The 18,952-nt window shown below is 67.7% G+C and carries 16 protein-coding genes; 9 read left to right on the top strand and 7 right to left on the bottom strand.

Features of this window, described 5'->3' with window-relative positions:
- Positions 1-32: 32 nt before the first annotated feature.
- Positions 33-1,592: an acetolactate synthase large subunit gene (locus QRN67_RS16425; RefSeq protein WP_285412670.1), complete on the bottom strand. Its 1,560-nt coding sequence runs from the start codon at positions 1,590-1,592 to the stop codon at positions 33-35.
- 49 nt (positions 1,593-1,641) lie between these two features.
- Positions 1,642-2,628 carry a Bug family tripartite tricarboxylate transporter substrate binding protein gene (locus QRN67_RS16420; RefSeq protein WP_106937950.1) on the bottom strand — a complete coding sequence of 329 codons (987 nt, stop codon included), beginning with the start codon at positions 2,626-2,628 and terminating at the stop codon, positions 1,642-1,644.
- A 502-nt stretch (positions 2,629-3,130) separates the two neighbouring features.
- Here QRN67_RS16420 and gstA (QRN67_RS16415) point away from each other — a divergent pair.
- Genes gstA (QRN67_RS16415) through QRN67_RS16395 form a run of 5 tightly spaced genes read left to right on the top strand, consistent with a single transcriptional unit; the run spans position 3,131 to position 7,501 of the window.
- Positions 3,131-3,757 (top strand): glutathione transferase GstA, encoded by a 627-nt coding sequence (gstA, locus tag QRN67_RS16415; protein WP_285412669.1) that lies wholly within the window; start codon positions 3,131-3,133, stop codon positions 3,755-3,757.
- Positions 3,758-3,785: 28 nt separating this feature from the next.
- Positions 3,786-4,433: a glutathione transferase GstA gene (gene gstA, locus QRN67_RS16410; RefSeq protein WP_106937948.1), complete on the top strand. Its 648-nt coding sequence runs from the start codon at positions 3,786-3,788 to the stop codon at positions 4,431-4,433.
- A 35-nt stretch (positions 4,434-4,468) separates the two neighbouring features.
- Positions 4,469-5,437 (top strand): Bug family tripartite tricarboxylate transporter substrate binding protein, encoded by a 969-nt coding sequence (locus QRN67_RS16405; RefSeq protein WP_285412668.1) that lies wholly within the window; start codon positions 4,469-4,471, stop codon positions 5,435-5,437.
- Positions 5,438-5,475: 38 nt separating this feature from the next.
- Entirely contained in the window at positions 5,476-6,459 is a 984-nt protein-coding gene (locus QRN67_RS16400; protein ID WP_285412667.1) for a Bug family tripartite tricarboxylate transporter substrate binding protein, read from the top strand.
- A gap of 37 nt (positions 6,460-6,496) precedes the next feature.
- Positions 6,497-7,501 carry a Bug family tripartite tricarboxylate transporter substrate binding protein gene (locus QRN67_RS16395; RefSeq protein ID WP_285412666.1) on the top strand — a complete coding sequence of 335 codons (1,005 nt, stop codon included), beginning with the start codon at positions 6,497-6,499 and terminating at the stop codon, positions 7,499-7,501.
- Between the two features lie 32 nt (positions 7,502-7,533).
- Here the strand turns inward: QRN67_RS16395 and QRN67_RS16390 are convergent, their stop codons facing one another.
- From QRN67_RS16390 to QRN67_RS16370, 5 genes are all read right to left on the bottom strand, one after another.
- Entirely contained in the window at positions 7,534-8,406 is an 873-nt protein-coding gene (locus tag QRN67_RS16390; protein ID WP_285412664.1) for an IclR family transcriptional regulator, read from the bottom strand.
- A 261-nt stretch (positions 8,407-8,667) separates the two neighbouring features.
- A complete protein-coding gene (locus QRN67_RS16385) occupies positions 8,668-9,075 on the bottom strand; it encodes an Hsp20/alpha crystallin family protein (protein ID WP_106937944.1) in 408 nt (135 codons plus the stop codon).
- 13 nt (positions 9,076-9,088) lie between these two features.
- A complete protein-coding gene (locus QRN67_RS16380) occupies positions 9,089-9,529 on the bottom strand; it encodes an Hsp20/alpha crystallin family protein (protein WP_081271060.1) in 441 nt (146 codons plus the stop codon).
- Positions 9,530-9,646: 117 nt separating this feature from the next.
- Positions 9,647-9,982 carry a hypothetical protein gene (locus QRN67_RS16375; protein ID WP_234383127.1) on the bottom strand — a complete coding sequence of 112 codons (336 nt, stop codon included), beginning with the start codon at positions 9,980-9,982 and terminating at the stop codon, positions 9,647-9,649.
- A gap of 228 nt (positions 9,983-10,210) precedes the next feature.
- Entirely contained in the window at positions 10,211-11,581 is a 1,371-nt protein-coding gene (locus QRN67_RS16370; RefSeq protein ID WP_081271059.1) for a replication initiation protein, read from the bottom strand.
- Between the two features lie 634 nt (positions 11,582-12,215).
- Between QRN67_RS16370 and QRN67_RS16365 the strand changes: the two genes are divergently transcribed.
- From QRN67_RS16365 to QRN67_RS16350, 4 genes are all read left to right on the top strand, one after another.
- Entirely contained in the window at positions 12,216-13,370 is a 1,155-nt protein-coding gene (locus QRN67_RS16365) for an AAA family ATPase (RefSeq protein ID WP_285412660.1), read from the top strand.
- Positions 13,371-13,688: 318 nt separating this feature from the next.
- Positions 13,689-14,774, top strand: coding sequence for a ParB/RepB/Spo0J family partition protein (locus tag QRN67_RS16360; protein ID WP_285412658.1), 1,086 nt, complete (start codon positions 13,689-13,691; stop codon positions 14,772-14,774).
- A gap of 1,991 nt (positions 14,775-16,765) precedes the next feature.
- Positions 16,766-17,029, top strand: coding sequence for a hypothetical protein (locus tag QRN67_RS16355; RefSeq protein WP_285412656.1), 264 nt, complete (start codon positions 16,766-16,768; stop codon positions 17,027-17,029).
- A complete protein-coding gene (locus QRN67_RS16350; RefSeq protein WP_285412655.1) occupies positions 17,026-18,924 on the top strand; it encodes a site-specific integrase in 1,899 nt (632 codons plus the stop codon). The genes QRN67_RS16355 and QRN67_RS16350 overlap by 4 nt, the downstream gene beginning before the upstream one ends.
- Positions 18,925-18,952: the final 28 nt, after the last annotated feature.

The raw sequence follows: 18,952 nt of genomic DNA, 5'->3' as shown, positions 1-18,952 counted from the left end.
GCTCCTTGAATGCGTTGCGGCCGCCGCTGAGTTCAGAGGGCCATTTCGATGAGGGCCGGGCCGCGGCGCCCGAAGGCGGCGCGCAGCTGGACCGTGAGTTCTTCGGCCGTGGCGGCGCGGGTGGCCGGCACGCCATAGGACTGCGCCAGCCCCACCCAGTCGATGCGCGGCGAGTCGAGCGCGGTGAGCGCCTCGGCGCGCACGCCCAGTGCAGCGCCGCCGCGGCGCAGTTCGTTGCGCAGGATGGCGTACTGATGGTTGGCGGCGATGAGCACGACCACGTCGAGCTGCTCGTGCGCCATCGTCCACAGCGCCTGGATCGTGTACTGCGTGCTGCCGTCGGACAGCAGCCCCACCACCTGCCGCCCGGGGCAGGCGATGGCCGCGCCCACCGCCACGGGCAGGCCCTGGCCGATGGCGCCGCCGGTGTTGGTCAGCGTCGTGTGCGGCGCCGCGGCGGCCGATGCGGCATAGAAGGGGTAGCCGCAGGTGCCGCCCTCGACCGAGACGATGGCGCCTTCGGGCAGCGTGCGCGTGAGCACCGCGCCGATGGCCGCGGGCGTGAGCGCGCCGGTGGGTTCGGCCGGCAGCGGATGCACGGGCGCTTCGCAGGCCGGAGCCTGCAGCGCATCGGCCAGCTGCTCCAGCGCCTCGGCCACCGAATGGCCGGGCTCGCCCACGGTCAGCAGGCGATCGGCCTCGACCAGCAGGCTGGGGTGGCCCGCGTAGCCGAAGTAGGTGACGGGCGGCAGCGCGCCGGCCAGCACCACCAGGTCGGCCGGATCGAGCACGGCGCGTGCCGGCTCGGGAAAGTAGGGCAAGCGGTCGAAGGCCGGCAGGCCCTGGCCACGCTCCGCGCGGGCCGGAAACGTTTCGGCATAGGCCGTGGCGCCCAGCGCTGCGCACAGCCGCGCCGCGGCATGTTGCGCCCGCACGCCCAGGCCGCCGAGCTCGCCGCCGCCACCCAGCAGGAAGACGATGCGGCGCGCCGTGCGCAGGCGCTGTGCGCAGGCGGCGATGCCGATGGCCGCGGCCCGGGCTGCGGCTGGCGCCGGGGCGTCGGCGTCGTCGGACGCGCCGCGCAGCGGCTCGGCCTGGAAATCCGCCGGAAAGATCAGCGTTGCCCCCTGCCCGCCGTTGGCGAGCGACTGGCGCACCGATTCGGCGGCGGCGCGCGGCGCATCGGCCGTGCTGGCGATGCGGTGCACCCAGCCCGACACCGGCCGCGCCAGCGATTCGATGTCCGAGGTCAGCGGCGCATCGAAGGGCAGGTGCCAGCTGGTGTGGTCGCCGATCAGGTTGACGATCGGCGTGCGCGCGCGCCGCGCGTTGTGCAGGTTGGCGATGCCGTTGGCAAAACCCGGGCCCAGGTGCAGCAGCGTGGCGGCGGGCCGCCCGAGCATGCGTCCGTAGCCGTCGGCCGCGCCAGTGCAGACGTTCTCCTGCAGGCCTATCACGCAGCGGATCGAATCCTGGCCCTCCAGGGCGCGCACCAGGTCCAGCTCCGTCGTGCCGGGGTTGGCGAAGCAGGTGTCCACCCCTTCGCCGGAGAGCGCCGCCCACAGGGCCTGGGCGCCAGTCTGCTCAGTCATCGCCGATGTCCTCTCGTTGTGTCTTTTCAGGGAAGGGCCGCTGCGGTCGTCACTGCACCTTGATGCCGCGCTCGCGCACCAGGCGGCCGATGCGGTCGTTGTCCACGGCGATGCGCGCGTCCAGGTCGGCCGGCGTGGAAGCTCCCGCGCCCAGGCCGCGCTCGGCCGCCCAGCGCTTGAGTTCGGGCTGCGACAGCACCTTGGCCAGCGCGGCGTTCATGCGCGCCAGGATCTCGGGCGGCACGCCGCTCTTCGCATGGAAGGAGTAGGAGGTGGACAGCAGCATGTCCGCGCCGCCCGCCTCGGTGATGGTGGGCACGTTGGGCACGATGGCCTGCCGTTGGGGCGCACCCACGGCCAGAAGCCTGAAGCTGCCCTTCTGCACATAGGGCAGCATGGCCTCGACGCCGCCGGAAGTGACCTCGACCTGGCCGCCCAGCATGGCCGGGATCACCTCTGCCAGCGCCTTGTAGGGCACGTGCAGGAACTTGACGCCCGTGCCCGATTCGAGGAGCTCCATGTTCAGGTGCATCACGCTGCCCACGCCGCCGGTGCCGAAGGTGACCTTGTCCGGGTGGGCCTTGGCATAGGCCACGAAGGACTTGAAGTCGGTCACCGGCAGCTGCGCGCTGGTGACCAGGTACAGGTTCACGTCGGCGATGTTGCTGACGGAGACAAGGTCCTTCCGGGGATCGTAGGGCGGCTGGTAGAGCAGCGGGTTGACCGTGAGCGTGAGCCGGTCGACCAGCAGGTAGGTGTAGCCGTCGGCAGGCGCCTTCACTACCTCGGCCGTGCCGATGATGCCGTTGGCCCCGGCCTTGTTCTCCACCACGACGGTCGCCTTGAGCTCCTTGCCCAGCCCCTCGCCCACGAGGCGGGCCATGACGTCCGGACCGGTGCCCGGCGGGTACGGCACCACGATGCGGATGGGCCGCGAGGGCCAGTTGCCTTGGGCCGATGCCTGCAGCGGCACCAGCCACGATGCCGCAGCCAGCGCGATGGCACCGCAGGCCCGCAGAACGAACTTTCTTCTCATTGCACGTTTCCTTGGCACCCCTGTGAAGACGGGGCCGGCACCAGGAACCGGGGGAATGCTCCTGGGCGGCAATGGACAACTGGCAGCACCGATCGCCTCGTCGTTGTGGCAATCATATGCTTTTTTATCGAATAAGCGAAATAATGCATTTTTTATTCGCATCATTCACTTATTCGAATGCAACTTTTCATCCATTCGGAATGTAAGCACGCAAGGACCGTTCCAACCAACACATCGAGCCAGCGCAACCGTATTCTCGCAATGCAGTAAATCTCACAGCACGATAGATCTGCAAGAGGAAGCCTGCGTCCAGCTTCCCGTCGCCAAACACGCGGCCTTTCCGGCTCACATCTGGGTAGTTCCACCAACACACATCACACTCATCGATGGCATATTTATCGCATAGCAGTAATTTTATGACCGCAACTTCAATGATTTGCAACCAATCGGTGCACAGCCGCACCACGAGGCGGCACGCGCACCACGCGAGGAGCGCCGTTCGATGAAGCTCTACACGACCCTCCACACCTGCGCGCTGGCGGTGGATGTCGTGGCGCGCGAGATCGGCATCGCGCCCCAGCGCATCTGGGTCGACGTGCGCGCGAAGAAGCTCCGCGACGGCAGCGACCTGCACCGCATCAACCCCAAGGGCCAGGTGCCGGCGCTGGAGACGGACGACGGCCAGGTCCTCACGGAGGCCGCCGTGATCATTCAGTACCTCTGCGACCGCCACGGCGCGGACGGCTTGCTGCCGCGCAGCCTGGACATGGACCGCTACCGCGTGCTCGAGTGGATGAACTTCCTGGGCTCGGAACTGCACAAGAGCTTCACGCCGCTGTTCCGTGCCAACACGCCGCCGGACTACCGCAGCATCGCCATCGGCAACGTGCAGCGGCGCCTTGCCTGGCTCGACGAGGTGCTGGCCACGCGCGACTACCTTCACGGCGCGCGCTTCACCGCAGCCGACGCCCACTGCCACGCCATCGTGATGTGGGCCGAGCTCCAAGCCATCGACCTCGCGCAATGGCCGCGCCTGCACACCTACGTGCAGCGCATCGAAGCGCGACCCAGCGTGCAGGCGGCGCGGGCCGCCGAACGCGCCGAACTCGCCCGCTGTGCGGCAGCCTGAACGCCATGCCCCTTACCCGGAGAACCCCATGAAGCTCTATCACGAAGTCCGCGGCTGCTCGCTCGCGGTGGATATCGTCGCGCGCGAACTGCAGCTGCCGCTGACCCTGGCGTGGGTGGACATGAAAACCAAGCGCCTCGAAGACGGCCGCGACTACTTCGCCGTCAACTCCAAGGGCACCGTGCCCACGCTGGAGCTGCCCGACGGCCAGCACCTCAGCGAGGGCTGCATCGTCATGCAGTACCTGGCCGACCTGCGCCCCGGCAACACGCTGCTGCCGGGCGCGGGCCTGCCGCGCTACCGCGTGCTGGAGTGGATGAGCTTCATCGCCGCCGACCTGCACAAGGGTGGCTTCATGCCGCTGTTCAAGGCCGTGACGCCGCCCGAGTACAAGGCCATCGCCCGCCGCATCGTCGAGTCCAAGCTGCAGTGGGTGAACGAGCAACTGGCCGGCCGCAGCTTCCTCACGGGCGAGGCCTTCACCATCGCCGACGCGCACTGCTACACGATCGCCATGTGGACCCGCGCGCATGCCATCGACACGCGGGACTGGCCGCACCTGGAGGCGTACCTCGCACGCTGCGGCGCCCGTCCCAGCGTGCGCGCGGCCGAGGCCGCAGCAGCCGCCCAGGGCGAGCGCGAACGTGCAGCCGCGGCAACCGCCGCCGCGCACTGACCCCCGTCTTCGCCACTCTTGCGCAAGGACCGACCATGCCCATGCTCCGACGCTTCCTGCTGACCTGCCTGACCGCCCTGGTGCCGGCGCTGACCTGTGCCCAGGCCTCTCCCACGGCGCCCATCCACCTGGTGGTCGGCTTTCCGCCCGGCGGCGGCACCGACGGCGCGGCCCGGCTGATCGCCGAGAAACTGGCACCGGCGCTGGGCCAGTCGATCGTGGTGGACAACCGCGCGGGCGCCGGCGGCACGATCGGCGCACAGTCGGTCGCGCGCGCCAAGCCCGACGGCCACACGCTGTTCTTCGGCACCGGCGCCGAACTGCTGATCAACCCCGTCACGCGCAAGACCGCGCCCTACGACCTGCTCAAGGACTTCGTGCCCATCACCGAGGTCGGCATCGTGAGCTTCGTGCTCGCCGTGCCTGCGGGCTCGTCGGCGCAGAACGTGCGCGAACTCATCGCCACCGCGAAGGCGCAGCCGGGCAAGCTCAACTACTCGTCCTTCGGCATGGGCTCGACCAATCACCTGATCGGCGAGCTCTTCCTCCATGCCACCGGCATCCGGGCCACACACGTGCCTTTCCAGGGCAGCCAGCAGGCCATGACCTCGCTGCTGGCGGGTGACGTGGACTTCACCTTCGACACCACCGCCGTGGTGCTGCCGCAGATCCAGGCCGGCAAGCTGCGCGCGCTGGCCACGCCATCTCCGAGGCGGCTGCCGGGCCTGCCCGACGTTCCCACGCTGCAGGAGCTGGGCTACGGCGGGCTGGTGGCCGAGGGCTGGATGGGCGTGTTCGCGCCTGCCGGGACGTCGCCCGCCGTGGTGACGACCCTGGGCACCGCGCTGGACAAGGTGATCCGCACGCCCGAGATGGAGTCCCGGCTCGGCGCCCGCGGCGTGGCAGTGACGGCGGCGGCCGGGCCGCAGTTCCGCGCCAAGCTGCAGGCCGAGCTGGACAAGTGGCGGCGCGTGGCCCGCGAGGCCAACGTGTCGCTGGACTGACGACGCCGCCGCGTCTTCTTTTTTTCAGAAAGCTTGCCATGCCGACCCTTTCCTGCGCCCGCCGCCGCACCGCCATCTTCCTGCTGGCCGCGGCCTGTCTGCTCGGCAGCACCGCCGCGCGTGCCGAAACATGGCCTTCGCGCCCGATCACGCTCGTCGTCTCCTTCGAGCCGGGTGGCTCGACCGACATCTCGGCCCGGGCCGTCGCGCAGGCGCTGTCGGTGGAGCTGAAGCAGGCCGTGGTGGTCGAGAACCGCGCGGGCGCGGGCGGGCGCATCGGCACCAAGGCGGCCGCCCTGGCCAGGCCCGACGGCTACACGCTGTTGTGGGGCAGCGGCAGCAGCCTGACGGCGGCGCCGGCGATCTATCCCAACCAGGAGCATGTCGCCACGCTGGTGCCGGTGAGCCTGGGCGCCACGCAATCCTTCGTCTTCGTCACGAATCCGGGCCTGGGGGTGCGCACGGTGCAGGAGTTCGTGGCGCTGGCAAAGCGCCAGCCCGGCAAGCTCAACTTCGCCTCGGCCGGCATGGGCTCCAGCAACCACCTGCTGGGCGAGATATTCCTGGCCGCCACCGGCGCGCCGGTGGTGCATGTGCCCTACAAGGGCGCCGTGATGGCCAAGGACGCGGTGATCCGTGGCGAGGCGCAGCTGATGGACGAAGTCAGCTCGCCCCTGATCGGCGCTCTGCGCGCCGGCCAACTGGTGCCGCTGTTCATGACCGGCGAGCGGCGCGACCCGGCCTTCCCCGCCATTCCCACCGCCGCCGAGGCCGGCCTGCCGGAGATGACCATCCAGGGCTTCTTCGGCCTGCTCGCGCCCGCGGGCACGCCACCGGAAATCGTGGCGCGGCTCAACGAGGCCATGCGTGCCGCACTGGCATCGGAGGCCGTGGCCAAGGCCTTCGGCAACCTGGGTTTCACCACCGTCTACAGCACGCCCGGCCAGATGGCGGCCCGCATCGCCGAGGGCCGCGCCACTTATGACCGCATCGTCAAGACGCGGCAGATCCGCGTCGACTGACGGTCGGCTTCTTTTTCCTTTGCTCCGCTCCAATCCCATGACTGCGACCCCATCCCGTCCCCCACTTCTTCTCCAGCGCCGCAGGGCCCTCGGCGCGCTCGCCGCGCTGGCCGCCTGCGGCAGCGGCCTGGCGCGCGCTGCCGGCTGGCCGCAACGGCCGATCAACCTCGTGGTGCCCTTCGCAGCCGGCGGCGGCACCGACACCGTGGCCCGGCTGATCGGTCAGAAGCTGCAGGCCGCGCTGGGCGGCACGGTCGTCATCGACAACAAGCCTGGTGCCAACGGCCTGATCGCCGCGCGCGCCGTGCTCCAGCCACCGGCCGACGGCCACATGCTGATGTTCGGCAGCAACTCCACGCATGTGATCGCCGCGCTCGCCTCCAAGCAGCCAGTGGCGCCGGGCAAGAGCATGCAGGAGGCCTTCACCATCGTCAGCGTGATGGCCAATGCACCGCTGGTGCTGGCCGTGCGCGCCGACAGCCCGGCCAGGGACCTGCGCGCCTTCCTGCAGCAGGCCAAGACCGGCAAGCTCAGCTATGGCAGCTTCGGGGCCGGCTCTTCGGCCCACGTGATGGGCGAGGTTCTGGCCGAATCGGCCGGCGTCGAACTGCTGCACGTGCCCTACAAGGGCTCATCGCCCGCCGTCACCGACCTGATGGGCGGCCAGGTGGATGCCGTGTTCCTGACCGTCGCCGCCGTCGAGGCCATGGTGACGGCGGGCTCGGTGCGCCCGCTGGCGGTGACCGGCCTGCGCCGCGTGCGTTCGCTGCCCGCGGTGCCGACCTTCGAGGAGCTGGGCGTGCGCGACATGGGCAACGCCGGCTGGTTCGCGGTATTTGCGCCGGCCGGCACCCCCGAGCCGGTGGTCACCAGGCTGGCCACCGCGCTGCAGGCCATCGCGGGCGATGCTGAAGTGCAGGCGCGCATGGTCGCGCTGGGCCTGGAACCGGTGGTGAGCACGCCGGCACAGGCGCTGCAGACCTGGCGCCGCTCGCTGGCCTCGGCGGCACCTGTCGTCAAGAAGGCCAACATCGTGTTCTGAACGAGCTGGCCGGACGGCCACGTCGCAGGTGTCTACAAGTGCCCGTCGGCCGACAGCCGCACGCTGATCATGTGCGCGGTGCGCTTGACCAGTTCGGCGATGGCCTCCGCGTCGAAAAGCGCCAGTCGCGCATCGCTGCCCAATGCGGTGACGCTGGCCACCACCAGGCGCCCACGCCCGAAGATCGGCGCCGACACGCCGGTCTTGCCTTCGTTGAGTTCGCCCGAGGTCCGGCAGTAGCCCTCGCGGCGGATGCGCTGCGCTTCCTCGTAGAACACCTCCCATGGCGCGGTGTCGGATGCCTCGCTGGCCAGTTCCTGGTGCAGCCGGCGCAGCCGCGCCGCCGGCAGGAAGGCCACCAAGGCCTTCGCGCTCGCGCCGCGCAACACCGGCACCGGCCGGCCCCGGCCATAGCGCAGATGCGGCAGGGGGTCGTTGAATTCGGTGTGTACCGTGATGATGGAATGGCCGTACAGTTTGGACAGGAACACGTCCAGTCCCGTCTGCTCCGCCAGTTCCCGCATGGGCGGCGCGGCCGCGCGGATCACGGGGTCGGACTCGCGGATGCTGCGGTCCAGCTCGATGATGCGCGGTCCCAGCGTGATGCTGCGGTCCAGCCGCACCAGCAGGCCCACCTTCGACAGTTCCTGGATATAGCGGTAGGCCGTGCTCTTGGGTACCTTGAGGCGGGAGGCGATCTCTTCCACCGTGAGGGAGGGGCTGTCGGTGGAGAACAGGCCCAGCGTCCCAAGGAGGCGCGACAGGCTCGACTCCGCCGCGCCGCGCGATGGCGCATCGAGTTGCCTATCGGTCACGCCGGACACCCGCGGCGCGCGTGCGTGCGCGGGAACGCGGCCACCCGTACTCTCTTCACGGCGCGCCTCGCGCCCGCCCTCTTGCTTCATCGGGCCGATCTTAGTGGATGCGGTCCGCGGGGCGAGCCTCGCCATGCGAAGTAGCTCACATCGGCGGCCGGTCACCCGGCGATCTTCGGTGAGACGGTTTTCTGTGAGAACCGGTGATGCCGCTCAAGCCGGCTTTGACGGGGCGTGACGTGCTCGTTGAAGAGCTCGAGCACGCGCATGCCCCTTGCCATCGCGCGCCAGGGCGCTGGAACGCCCGGGTGCGTGCCGCCGCGCCCGGCGGCACGCACCCCTGCGCGGGTTCTACCTCACCTGGACCTGCACGCGGCGCGGCTGTGCATGCGCGGCCTTGGGAATGCGCAGCTTCAGAACGCCTTGCGCGAGCTCTGCCGTGACACCTTGCGTGTCCAGCTCCTTGCTCAAGGTGAACACGCGCCGGAAGCGGCCGAGGCCAACCTCCGTGTGGCTGGTCTGCAGGTCTTGCGGCACTTGCAGATCGGACTCGGCGTCGATGGTCAGCGTCGACGCCTCGACATGGAGGTTCAGCTTGTCGCGGCTGACCCCGGGAAGGTCGGCGTAGAGCGTGATGCCGTTGGCGTCCTCGACCACGTCGACGGGCGGTGTCAGGGCTGCGTCGCTGTAGCTGGAATGTTCCCTCTGCACATGCTCGCCGGCGGCGGCGTTCGCGGGGGCCTGGATGCTGTTGCTCATGGTGTGCTCCTTGTCACTGGATTTCGATGCGACGCGGTTGGGCGGATGCGCGGCGCTTCACGCTGATGTGCAGCACACCGTCTCGAAGCCTGGCTTCGACCGCGTCGGGGTCCGCGTCGTCGGGCAGGGTCATCGCCCGGCGGAAGGTCCCTTCGAAGCGCTCGTTGATGTGCACGGTGGCGGACTTGTCCAGCGCACCCGGCAGCGCGTTCTTGCGCTCGCCCGAGATCGTCAGCAGGCCGCGCTCCAGATTCACCTCCAGGGTCGAGGGATCCACACCGGGCGCGAAGGCGAAGATCTCCAGCGCCTGGGGCGTGCTTCCGACGTTGAGCGCGGGAAATCCGTTGCGCGCGACGCCGCGGATGGTGGGAGACAGGTCGAAGGCCTGCTGCACATCGCGCTGCAGGCGATCCATCTCCGCGAAGATGTCACGAGGAAACAGGGATCGATACATGGCAAAACCTCCTTGCAAGGCCGACCAGAGCGCCGGGCATGCGCCACGGGACTCGGTCGGGGAAATGGCGAACAAGAAATGACGTCAGACGGCTTCGGCGTCTGGCTCGCGGGCTTGCTACTGCGGCCGCGCGGGCTCCCGGTGGACTGGCGCAGATCCGCCTGAGTGCACAGGCGTGGCCGTCTTGATTCTTGGCATGCGCATTCGCCAGCGCGGCGGGCGCGATTCCGGATAGTTGAACCTCGCGAGTTCTTCCCGCCCCTTCTGCGTCACAGCCAGCACCTGGGCTGCAGCGGCGGCGCCCGACAGCGCCAGGGGATTCGCGGGCGACGGAACCAGTGCAACGACGAGCCCGGCGGCTCTGAGCACTTTGACCCGGTCGATGTCTTCGGCTCGATAGAACGAGATCGGCAAACGGGAGCCGGCAATCTGCCTGAGCAAGTTCATGGTCATTTCAGTACCTCCTTTTCGGTCGACCAATCTTTTGACGATAGGCAACATAGGACCCTGCGTCGCAAATTTCAAGAGGAAAAGATGCAACGCCTGCTGCTGGCAAAAAAGACCCGGCCTTGCGGGCCGGGTCGAGGTTTACAGCAAGGCCCGCACCTGAGGTGCGGGCGAGAAAATCTAAGACTTCGCCCGCGCATGGCGTGTCGGACAATTTCCAATCCTGCGCGGCGCCTACATGCCCGCAACGCCCTGGGCCAGCGCGAAATCGAGCAGCACCCGGTCCGAGGGCGCCTCGGGCCAAGTGACCTGTGCCAGCCAGCGATGGAAGGTGGTTGCCGCGATGCGGCTGGCGGGGCCGTCACGGCGCCATGCGCGGGCGATCGGGGCGGCGATCTGCGCGAGCCGCTCGGCCTCGAAGCGTGAGCGCATCTCGGCCTGCATTGCCTCGGGCATTTCCAGGTAGAGCGACTTGGCTTTCTGCATGCGGTCGTTTTCCCACAGCTCGCGGATCCGGTGCATGCGGTCCTCGCCAGCCGGTGCGGCTGCCTGTTTGCCTCTTGACGGCGAAGGCAACGACGGGGGCGCGGCGGCCTCCTCCCCCTTCACGCCGGCGTAGCCCTTCTTCAGGGCATCCTTGAAATAGGCAGCGGCCGACTTCAGTGCCGGCAGCGTCTGGCTGCGCAGGCGTTGCTCGACATGCTCGATCGTGCCGCGCAGCTGCCCTTCGTCGGTGGTCGCATACAGATCCTGGGCCTCGTCCTGCTTGAGGCCCAGCGCGATCAGCTTTCCAACCAGCTCCAGGTCGAAAACATTGCGCGCGGGATCGTCGGCTGCGCCCAGACGCTGCTGCAGCTTGGGCACCACCCTGAACTGGATTTCCTCGATGCGGCGCCCCCGCTTGTGCTCGATGAGCTCGAGGCTGAAGTCTTCGCACAATGCCTCGATCTCGGCCAGCGCCTTGCTGATCACGTCGCGCTTGAGGAAGCGATAGTCGACCTCGGTGATGTCGCTGCGCCCGGTGAGCACTGCCGCCCACCACAGCACGTCCTCGCGCATCGACAGACGGCTCGGCGACGTGAGGTAGCGCGCACCGATCTCGTAGAGCACGGCCGCGGGGTAGCTTCGCATCTGGCCGCTGATCTCCAGCAGGACGCGCGTGTATTGATGGGGCCTGACCAGCCGCTCACGTATCTCTTCCGGGTAGCGCCACGTGATGGTGCAGGGACGTCCTCGACCCTGTTCCTCGATGGTGACCGTCCCGAGCAACTGCGACGACACCCAGCGCTTGAGCCCGGTGCCGCTGGTTGACCATTCGATGGTGGTTGCCTGCATGTCCCGCAGATGAGACTTGAGCAGTTCGGTGTTGTTGGAGTTGAAACGGGCATCGCCGATCAGTTCGCTCAGGGCCAGCTTGTAAACCGGTTCGTCGACGCCCTGACGCTGCGAGTGATAGAGCAGCGCGTTGTAGATGCGCCTCGAAAGAAGTGTCAGACGCCCCCGTTTGGGCCGGATCGCGATGGCCTCATTGGCCTTGGCGACGCTCTGTTCGTCTGGGGTAGGGGATGGCTTGGGCGGTGGTCGTGGAACTTCGCCCTCTTCCATGGACTTCTTTCAGGTGATCAACGGGTTCACATCATGCCGAGGTTTTGTGATTCGGTCAATTTACATTTCGAACGCGCGTTCTTGATACTTTGATAAGAAACACTTGGAGAGATTGAAGAATTGAAGGTGCAGTTTCTTCAATCCTGACATGGACTTAGAAGGGTTTGTGTGAGTAACGCTGGGATTTCATGTGAGAACATTTGGGATCGGTTGTGAGGTCGAATGGGATTTGGACCGCGCCAATGTGTGATTGCTTGGGATTTGGCGTGAGTGGACAAGGGCTTCGACGCATGAACCGGGCGTCCGTCAGGACTCACAGGCACTGAATGCCGCTGCGCCAGGGCTTCGATCGCCTCATGGATGCCCGGATCCTTCGGAATCTGCACCACCTGGAGGCCCATCAGGAGAGGCAATCCCAATGGATCTCACCTTGGTCCCCAACCCTTCTCACAATAGAGGCCCACGGTTGGCGATTCTGTTTTCATATCTTGTTCATTCGACGGATTCTCATAGAATGGCTGAATTCTGTTGAATAAGGCCCTTCTTTATGGCGTTGCCCGCTCCCGCCGGCGCTGGAAACCAGGTTTCCACGCTCGCTCCCTCCAACCCCTCCCCTCCTCGTGCACGCATTGACATGCAGCGCATCGCGGCATTGGCCGTGCGCGCAGGCTCGATGGTCGAGCAGATCCGAGGGCGGTTGCTGGCACCTGAAGCCCGCAAGATTGCACCGATCTACTCCACTGCGCAACTGGCCGCATTGTGCGGTGTCGACAAGGCGCATGTGGCCTATCGCATCACGAAGGAAGATCTTCCCAGTGGCCGGCTGACGCCGGCGGGCGGCAAGCGCAGCTTCGAGCTGAACGAGTTGCGTGCCTGGACGCGCACCTACCGCGCCGAGAAGATGCGTCCTGCCGGCAAGAAGGCGTTCACGATCGCCGTGGGGAACTTCAAGGGCGGCGTGGCCAAGACGACGACAGCCATGGTGCTGGCACAGGGACTGAGCCTGCGCGGCCATCGCGTGCTGGCCATTGACACCGACCCGCAAGGCTCGCTCACCACCTTGCACGGTCTGCTGCCCGAAGCGGAGATCAGCGAGGACATGACCATTGCCCCGCTGTGCGACGGCAGCCAGTCCGACATCCGCTATGCGATTCGATCCACTTACTGGGACGGCCTGGACCTGGTGGCGGCGGCGCCTTTTCTGTTCTCGGCCGAGTTCGCCCTGCCGGCGCGCCAGATGCAGGAACCCGGCGCGCGCTTCTGGGATGTGCTCAACGCCGGGCTGGAGAGCGTGCGTGATCTCTACGACGTGATCGTCATCGATACTCCGCCCTCGCTGTCCTACGTGACGATCAACGCGCTGTGGGCAGCCAACGGGATCATCGTGCCGGTGCCGCCCTCGGGCCTCGACTTCGCATCGTCTGCACAGTTCTGGTCGCTGCTCGCCGATCTGGGGGGAAATCTCGATGCACAGGGCGGCGACCTCGCTCGCAAGGCTTTCGAGTTTTTGCATGTACTGCTCAGCCGAGTCGACCCCAGCGATCCCGCCACCCCGGCGGTCCGACAATGGATCCAGGCCACTTACGGTGAGTACACGTTGCCGGTAGAGATCCCCAAGACCAGCGTCACCAGCAACAAGGCGGCCGAGTTCGCGACCGTCTACGACGTGCAGAAGTATGAAGGCGCAGCGAAGACCTACAAGCGCGCAGCCGATGCATATGACGCCTTCGTCGACCTGGTCGAGCAGTCGGTGGTCAGCAGTTGGTCGGACAAGGCGCAGGTGCAATGAGAGCCTGGCTTCACGAACCGAAGAGGGCGGCGGAGCGGCCTGGAAACCCGGTTTCCACCGCGGCGCCGCAGCCGCTCGTCGCGCGCCGCTGGGCGGCGTTCCGTGCTGAAAGCGTAGGCCGGGAGCCGCGCGTCTGTCGCGGTTGGCTCAGTGCGTCCCCTGGGTGGAAACCGGGTTTCCACACGACGGTCGCGATGTACCGTTTGGAAACCAGGTTTCCAGACGTTCGGGCCCGGACGTCTTTTGCGTCCGTTTCAGTCCGTTCCCGTCCCACGCGTCTTGCGTGGAAACCAGGTTTCCATTGCCCAGGAGGTTTCAATGGCTAGCACCCGCAAGCGTCTCGAAGCATTGACGGCCGGCCTGTCGATTCCAGAGCCGGTTCCCGCCGCGGCGCCGGTCTCCGTGTCGACGACACCGGCCCCGCCTGCACTGCCGGGCGCAGCCCCCGTTGTGCTGGAAACCAGGTTTCCACCCGCACAAACGGGTCAGCCCGCCCCCCGCACCGGCCCCGGGCAGATGCTGGCCTTCCGCGGCCAAATGCAAGCTGTGGAAGGTGAACTGGCTGCGCTGCGCGAACGGCTTCGCCAGCACGATGGTTCGACTCCCACGCGCAAGATCGACCCCGCGACCGTCCGGCCCTCGCGCTGGGCCAACCGCCACCCGGCTTCGTTCGAGAGCGCCGAGTTCGCCGGGCTCAAGGCCGACATCGAACTGGCTGGCGGCAACGTCCAGCCGATCCTGGTGCGTCCGCTGGTGGATGAGCCTGGGCAGTACGAACTGGTGTTCGGCCACCGGCGCCACCGGGCATGTCTGGAACTGGGGATTCCGGTGCTGGCGGCCATCTGGCTCGATGAGCTCGGCGATGCCGAACTCTTTGCCGCGATGGATCGTGAGAACCGCGAGCGCGCAGACCTCTCGCCTTATGAACAAGGCGTGATGTACCAGCGCGCCCTCGAGGAGCAGTTGTTCCCGACCCAGCGCCAGCTGGCCGAGAAGCTTGGTGTGAGCCATACCTGGATCCGCAAGGCACTGATGGTGGCGCAGCTGCCTTCGGCGGTACTGGAATGCTTCCGCAGCCCGCTGGAAGTGCAGCATCGGCACGCGGAGCAACTCAATGCGGCGCTCGACAAGGATCGTCGCAGCGTGCTGAAGCGCGCCGAGAAGGTGCGCGGCATGAAGCTCGCCCCCGCCGCCGTGGTCGCCCGACTGCAAGGGTTGGAGTCGGTGGCGAAGGCGGAGAAGCTGGCCATCATGAACGACGGAAAGACGGTCGGTTCGTGCCTGCGTGCGCCTGACGGCACGGTCACGCTGACACTGACGCCCGGCGCCGTATCCGGCCTGACACCGGAAATCTTGCTGAAGTCCGTGGGCGAGACCCTGCAGAAGGTCCGGCTGCTCGGCTGATTGCGAGGGCGCGACGAGGAACCGGGGGAGGGGAGAGAAGCTGCCCGAGCAGCTGGATGTCGCCGTCCCCCCATTCAACCGAGGCCCTGGACTGGCGGAGCTTTCCCAGGGTCCTGAATCGGCGGGATGCAGACAGGCCGGACGTCTCGCCCGGTATGGTGAATCACCGGTCTGCATCGAACGCGCAGAGGCGCCGTCCCCCAAAACCCGCATCGCCGGCCTGTTCCTCTTCGTGGACGGGCCTGGCCTCGTCATGAGGGCCCAAGAATACCCCGCGCCACTCAGCCCCAAGTAGGCGGCCTGCCCGCGTCCACCGGCGAGCGCGCTCGGAGCTACGCCCGTTCACACTGTCGGCGACCGCATGCGCAGCGCCGGAAGCAACCGTCGGACTGCCGTCGTTCCCGTCGTGAGTGCGCCCCGTTGCTTGGGCCTTGATCAGGCTGACAAAGTCGAGCGCCGCGCAGAAGCACTTCCGGTGGATCACCTCCGCGCATGCATGCGATTTGGGTTCGGAGGGCCGGCGGCGTGACGTCTCGGGCACCCCACGCGGCTTTGCCGGCGTCGCCTGGAACCTTCCGGCCCATGCCAAAGGTGCATCGAGCGCCCAGGCCGACTGGCTTGCCCGGTTCGGGCTTTTTTCAAGGCGCTTGCAGCGCCTTGCTCAAACTGGGAGGGTACGTTCCGTTCCGCGCCGGGTTGTGCAATCACGTCTGCGGCAGGCATCGGTCGCGCGTGGCACGGGCGTCTGAACGTTGCCGCATTCCTTTCCGCCCGCCGGCAGACGTTCTGGTTGAATGCCGGTCAGACCCGACTGGCCGTGATGTGAGCATCGTTGGGATTTGAGCACGTAGTGCGTCACAACGCCCAGGGCCATCCGCGCCAAGGACCTGCGCATGCGCCGACGTGGTGCTCTTGCACGGACACGGGACAGCAGCCTTCAGCGGCTCGTTTGCGAAGCTGCCCCTCAGCCCGAAAGCGCCGGCCGCCCGCTGTCGTGGTGCACTGCGGCCCAAGATGCGCGGGCCGCTTGTCGTCGGCCCAGTTGCTTGCGCCGTAGTTTCTACCCTGGCGGCGCGCCGCCTCCCTGTTGTGGAGGGGGTCCACCCGTCCGCAGCACACCCCTCTTGGACCGTGCTACAGGAACGGAGACGTGCGAAGCACGTGGCCCGCTGCCCTACACAGGACTCGCCCTAATTCGATAAGTGTGCGCAAGCTAACTTTTAACAAGGCGGGTTAACTTGGCAAGACAGCCCGCTTCCGCACAAAGGCTCGTTCGCCCGCCAAATCCCAAAAGTACTCACAAAAGGGAACTGTGGAGACAACCGGGCGATGAGGACGTGCCCTTGGCGCGCTTGCCCAATACCTCTCACATTGCCTCGCGACAAAGAGGCTGAGCGCAACCCTCACGGCTTGCAGGAACAGCACGCTCGGCGACCGGCGCTGCCCAACGTCCCGCGCAGGGCGGCGAACCCTGACTCTGGCATCACGTGCTCCCCCCCATCGGCACACCGGCATTTAAGGGGGCAGGGTGGCACGCCGAGGTCCCCCTCGTAAATCCTCAATGCAAGCACCCACTTAAGAGTGGAAGCACATGAAGTGCCTCACCATACGCCTGTCTACCTCGATGCAATGCGCTTAAGTGGATTGCGGCATCGGAAAAAATAGCAATTGAATCAAAGACTTAGCGCATACCTCGACTTTCGTTTCTTCGAAATGGCTAGAGATCACCTAAAATTGACGTTGATGATTATGCAAAATCAAAACAGCCGGCCGAGCCGGCGCAGCCCGGGTGCCGCAAAGGAGATGGAGCACGCCTGCTGCCGCAGCCGCGGCGCGTCAGCCTCCACCAATCCTACGGACCAACCCTTGCAACAGCGTGCGGCCGTACGCTCGACGGCCCGAACACGGATGTCCTCGAGACCACCGTCGGCCTGGGGCCGAGCGCGCATTGCACGAGGAGCCGGCGGCGCCAAAACGCAGGGAGCGGGGCGATGAGCCGCCATGACGCGCCGAGTGCCGCGGAACTGGCCCAGTTGGAAGACGGCATGCTCGAGCGCCTGGCACTCGAATGGCGTTCGAGCGCATCGCGCGGCGAAAAGCAGGCCTACGGGGTCGCCCACATGCTGGAGGTCGAACTGCGACGCCGCGTCCGCGGCAGGCGGGCCGAGCAGCCGCCGCCGCCCGCGAGCGCCCCGCGGCCGTGGTGGAAGTTCTGGCACGCGCGACAGGCGCCCAGTGTGCCGCGCGCCCCATGAAAAAAACGACACCCCCGCGCAAGCTCCATCGCGGCCACTTCGCGTTCATGCGCGCGCTTGCCCAAGGGGTCGAGGAACGCGCTGCCTGGGATCGCTACCTGCGCCTGGAGGGCGAGCACGTCGACCTGCGCACGGTGCGCCGCACCGTGGCCTGGATCCGGGACGCGTTCGCCGCCGCCGCGCGCCGTGAACAGAAGCCCGGTACCGCGCGCCTGATCCTGCTCGACGCCGAGCGCTTCACCGCGACACCCGCGCTGCCGAGCTTGGCCGAGTTCGCCCAGGCCCAGGGCATGGAGGACTTCTCGGAGGCCGAACAGATCGAGGCGTATGAAGCCGCCTTTCCACAGGGCGGCGGCGCTTCGGGACCGGCGCGCGCGGGGGGAGGCGCCCAGCCTTCGCGCCGCGCACGTGTCATCGAGCGCCAACTGGAGGCGCTGCACTGGCTCGAGAGCCTCGTCGCACAGGATCCGCGCCCGGGCGACAGCGTGGCCGCCTGGCTGCATCCGGCGCTGGCCGAGCGGCTCGAACGCGCAGGCCTTGCGACGCTGTCCGCGCTGGTGCTGCACATCAACGACGCCGGCGCGCGCTGGTGGGCGAACGTTCCGGGCGTGGGCGAGCACAAGGCCGCGCGCATCCTCGACTGGCTCCACGCCAATGAGCAGGTGCTGGGGTTGCGCATCGGCGTGCATGCGGCGCGCCGGCGCGCGCAGCTCGGCCCCGCCGCGCTGGCCGAGGTGGTTCCGCCCGCCACGGCGCTGGTGCCCTACGAGAAATTCCTGCTGCCGCCTGGGCTGGACGGCCGTGCCGGGAGCGCCCGCGCGCCGAGGCAGGCGTGCCGACTCTCGGCGGCCAATGACCACGAGGCGATCGGCGCGTGGCTGCTCGCGAAGGGTGGCGGCGTCGCGAAGGAGCCCTTGTCGGCCACGCAGCGCTCGTACCGCAAGGAGGCCGAGCGGCTGCTGCTCTGGGCGGTGCTGGAGCGCGGCAAGGCCATGTCCTCGCTCACCCGCGAAGACGCGGCCGCCTATCGTGCCTTCCTTGCCCGGCCGCCCGTTGCCTGGTGCGGACCGCGACATCACCAGCGCTGGTCCCCGATGTGGCGGCCGCTGGAGGGCCCGCTGACGCCGGTGGCGCTGCGCCAGGCGCTGGTCATTCTCCGCAGCCTGTTCGCCTTCCTCACGTCCCAGGGCTATGTGACGGGCAATCCCTTCGACGAGACGCCCTTGCCCTCGCAGGCCGGGCAGCCGCTGGGCACCAACCGCACCCTGAGCTTCGCGCAGTGGGACCACATCGATGCGCGGTTGCGCTCGCATGGGGACACCGAGGCCGGTCGACGGTTGCGCCGCGGCATGCACTGGCTGTATGCGACCGGGCTGCGCCTGGCCGAGATCGCTGGCGCCTGCTGCGGGGACCTTCGTCTACAACAGGACGCAACGCCGGGCGACGGTTCGGTGCCGCGCGTCTGGCTGCTGACGGTGACTGGCAGAGCAGGGGGGCGGCGCGAGGTGCCGGTGGCGCCGGCACTGATCGAGGACCTGGAGGAAGAACTGGCGCGCCACGGCTTCGATCGACGGGTCGACGCACCCGCCAATCGCGACGTTCCCGTGCTGGCGCGTTTCGACACGGGGGCCGAGCATCCGGCCGCCTGGTCGTCCTCGGGGCTCTACCAGGCCATCAAGGCGTTCCTGGCGCGCACCGCACAGGATCTCGATGCCTCCGACGCCGAACACCTGCGAAAGGCCAGCACGCACTGGCTGCGCCATACCCACGGCGCGCACGCCCTGCAGGGCAGGGCGGGGCGGGCACCGTTGCCGCTGGCGGTGGTGCAGAACAACCTGGGTCACGCGTTGCCCAGCACGACCCGGATGTATGCCGCGAAGCGGCGACCCGCCTAGGCCGGGTCGTTCGTGCAGCGGCGACGAA

The sequence above is a fragment of the Variovorax sp. efr-133-TYG-130 genome (genome assembly GCF_030208835.1).
Taxonomy (GTDB): Bacteria; Pseudomonadota; Gammaproteobacteria; order Burkholderiales; family Burkholderiaceae_C; genus Variovorax.
This window is presented reverse-complemented; position numbering and strand designations above follow the sequence as displayed.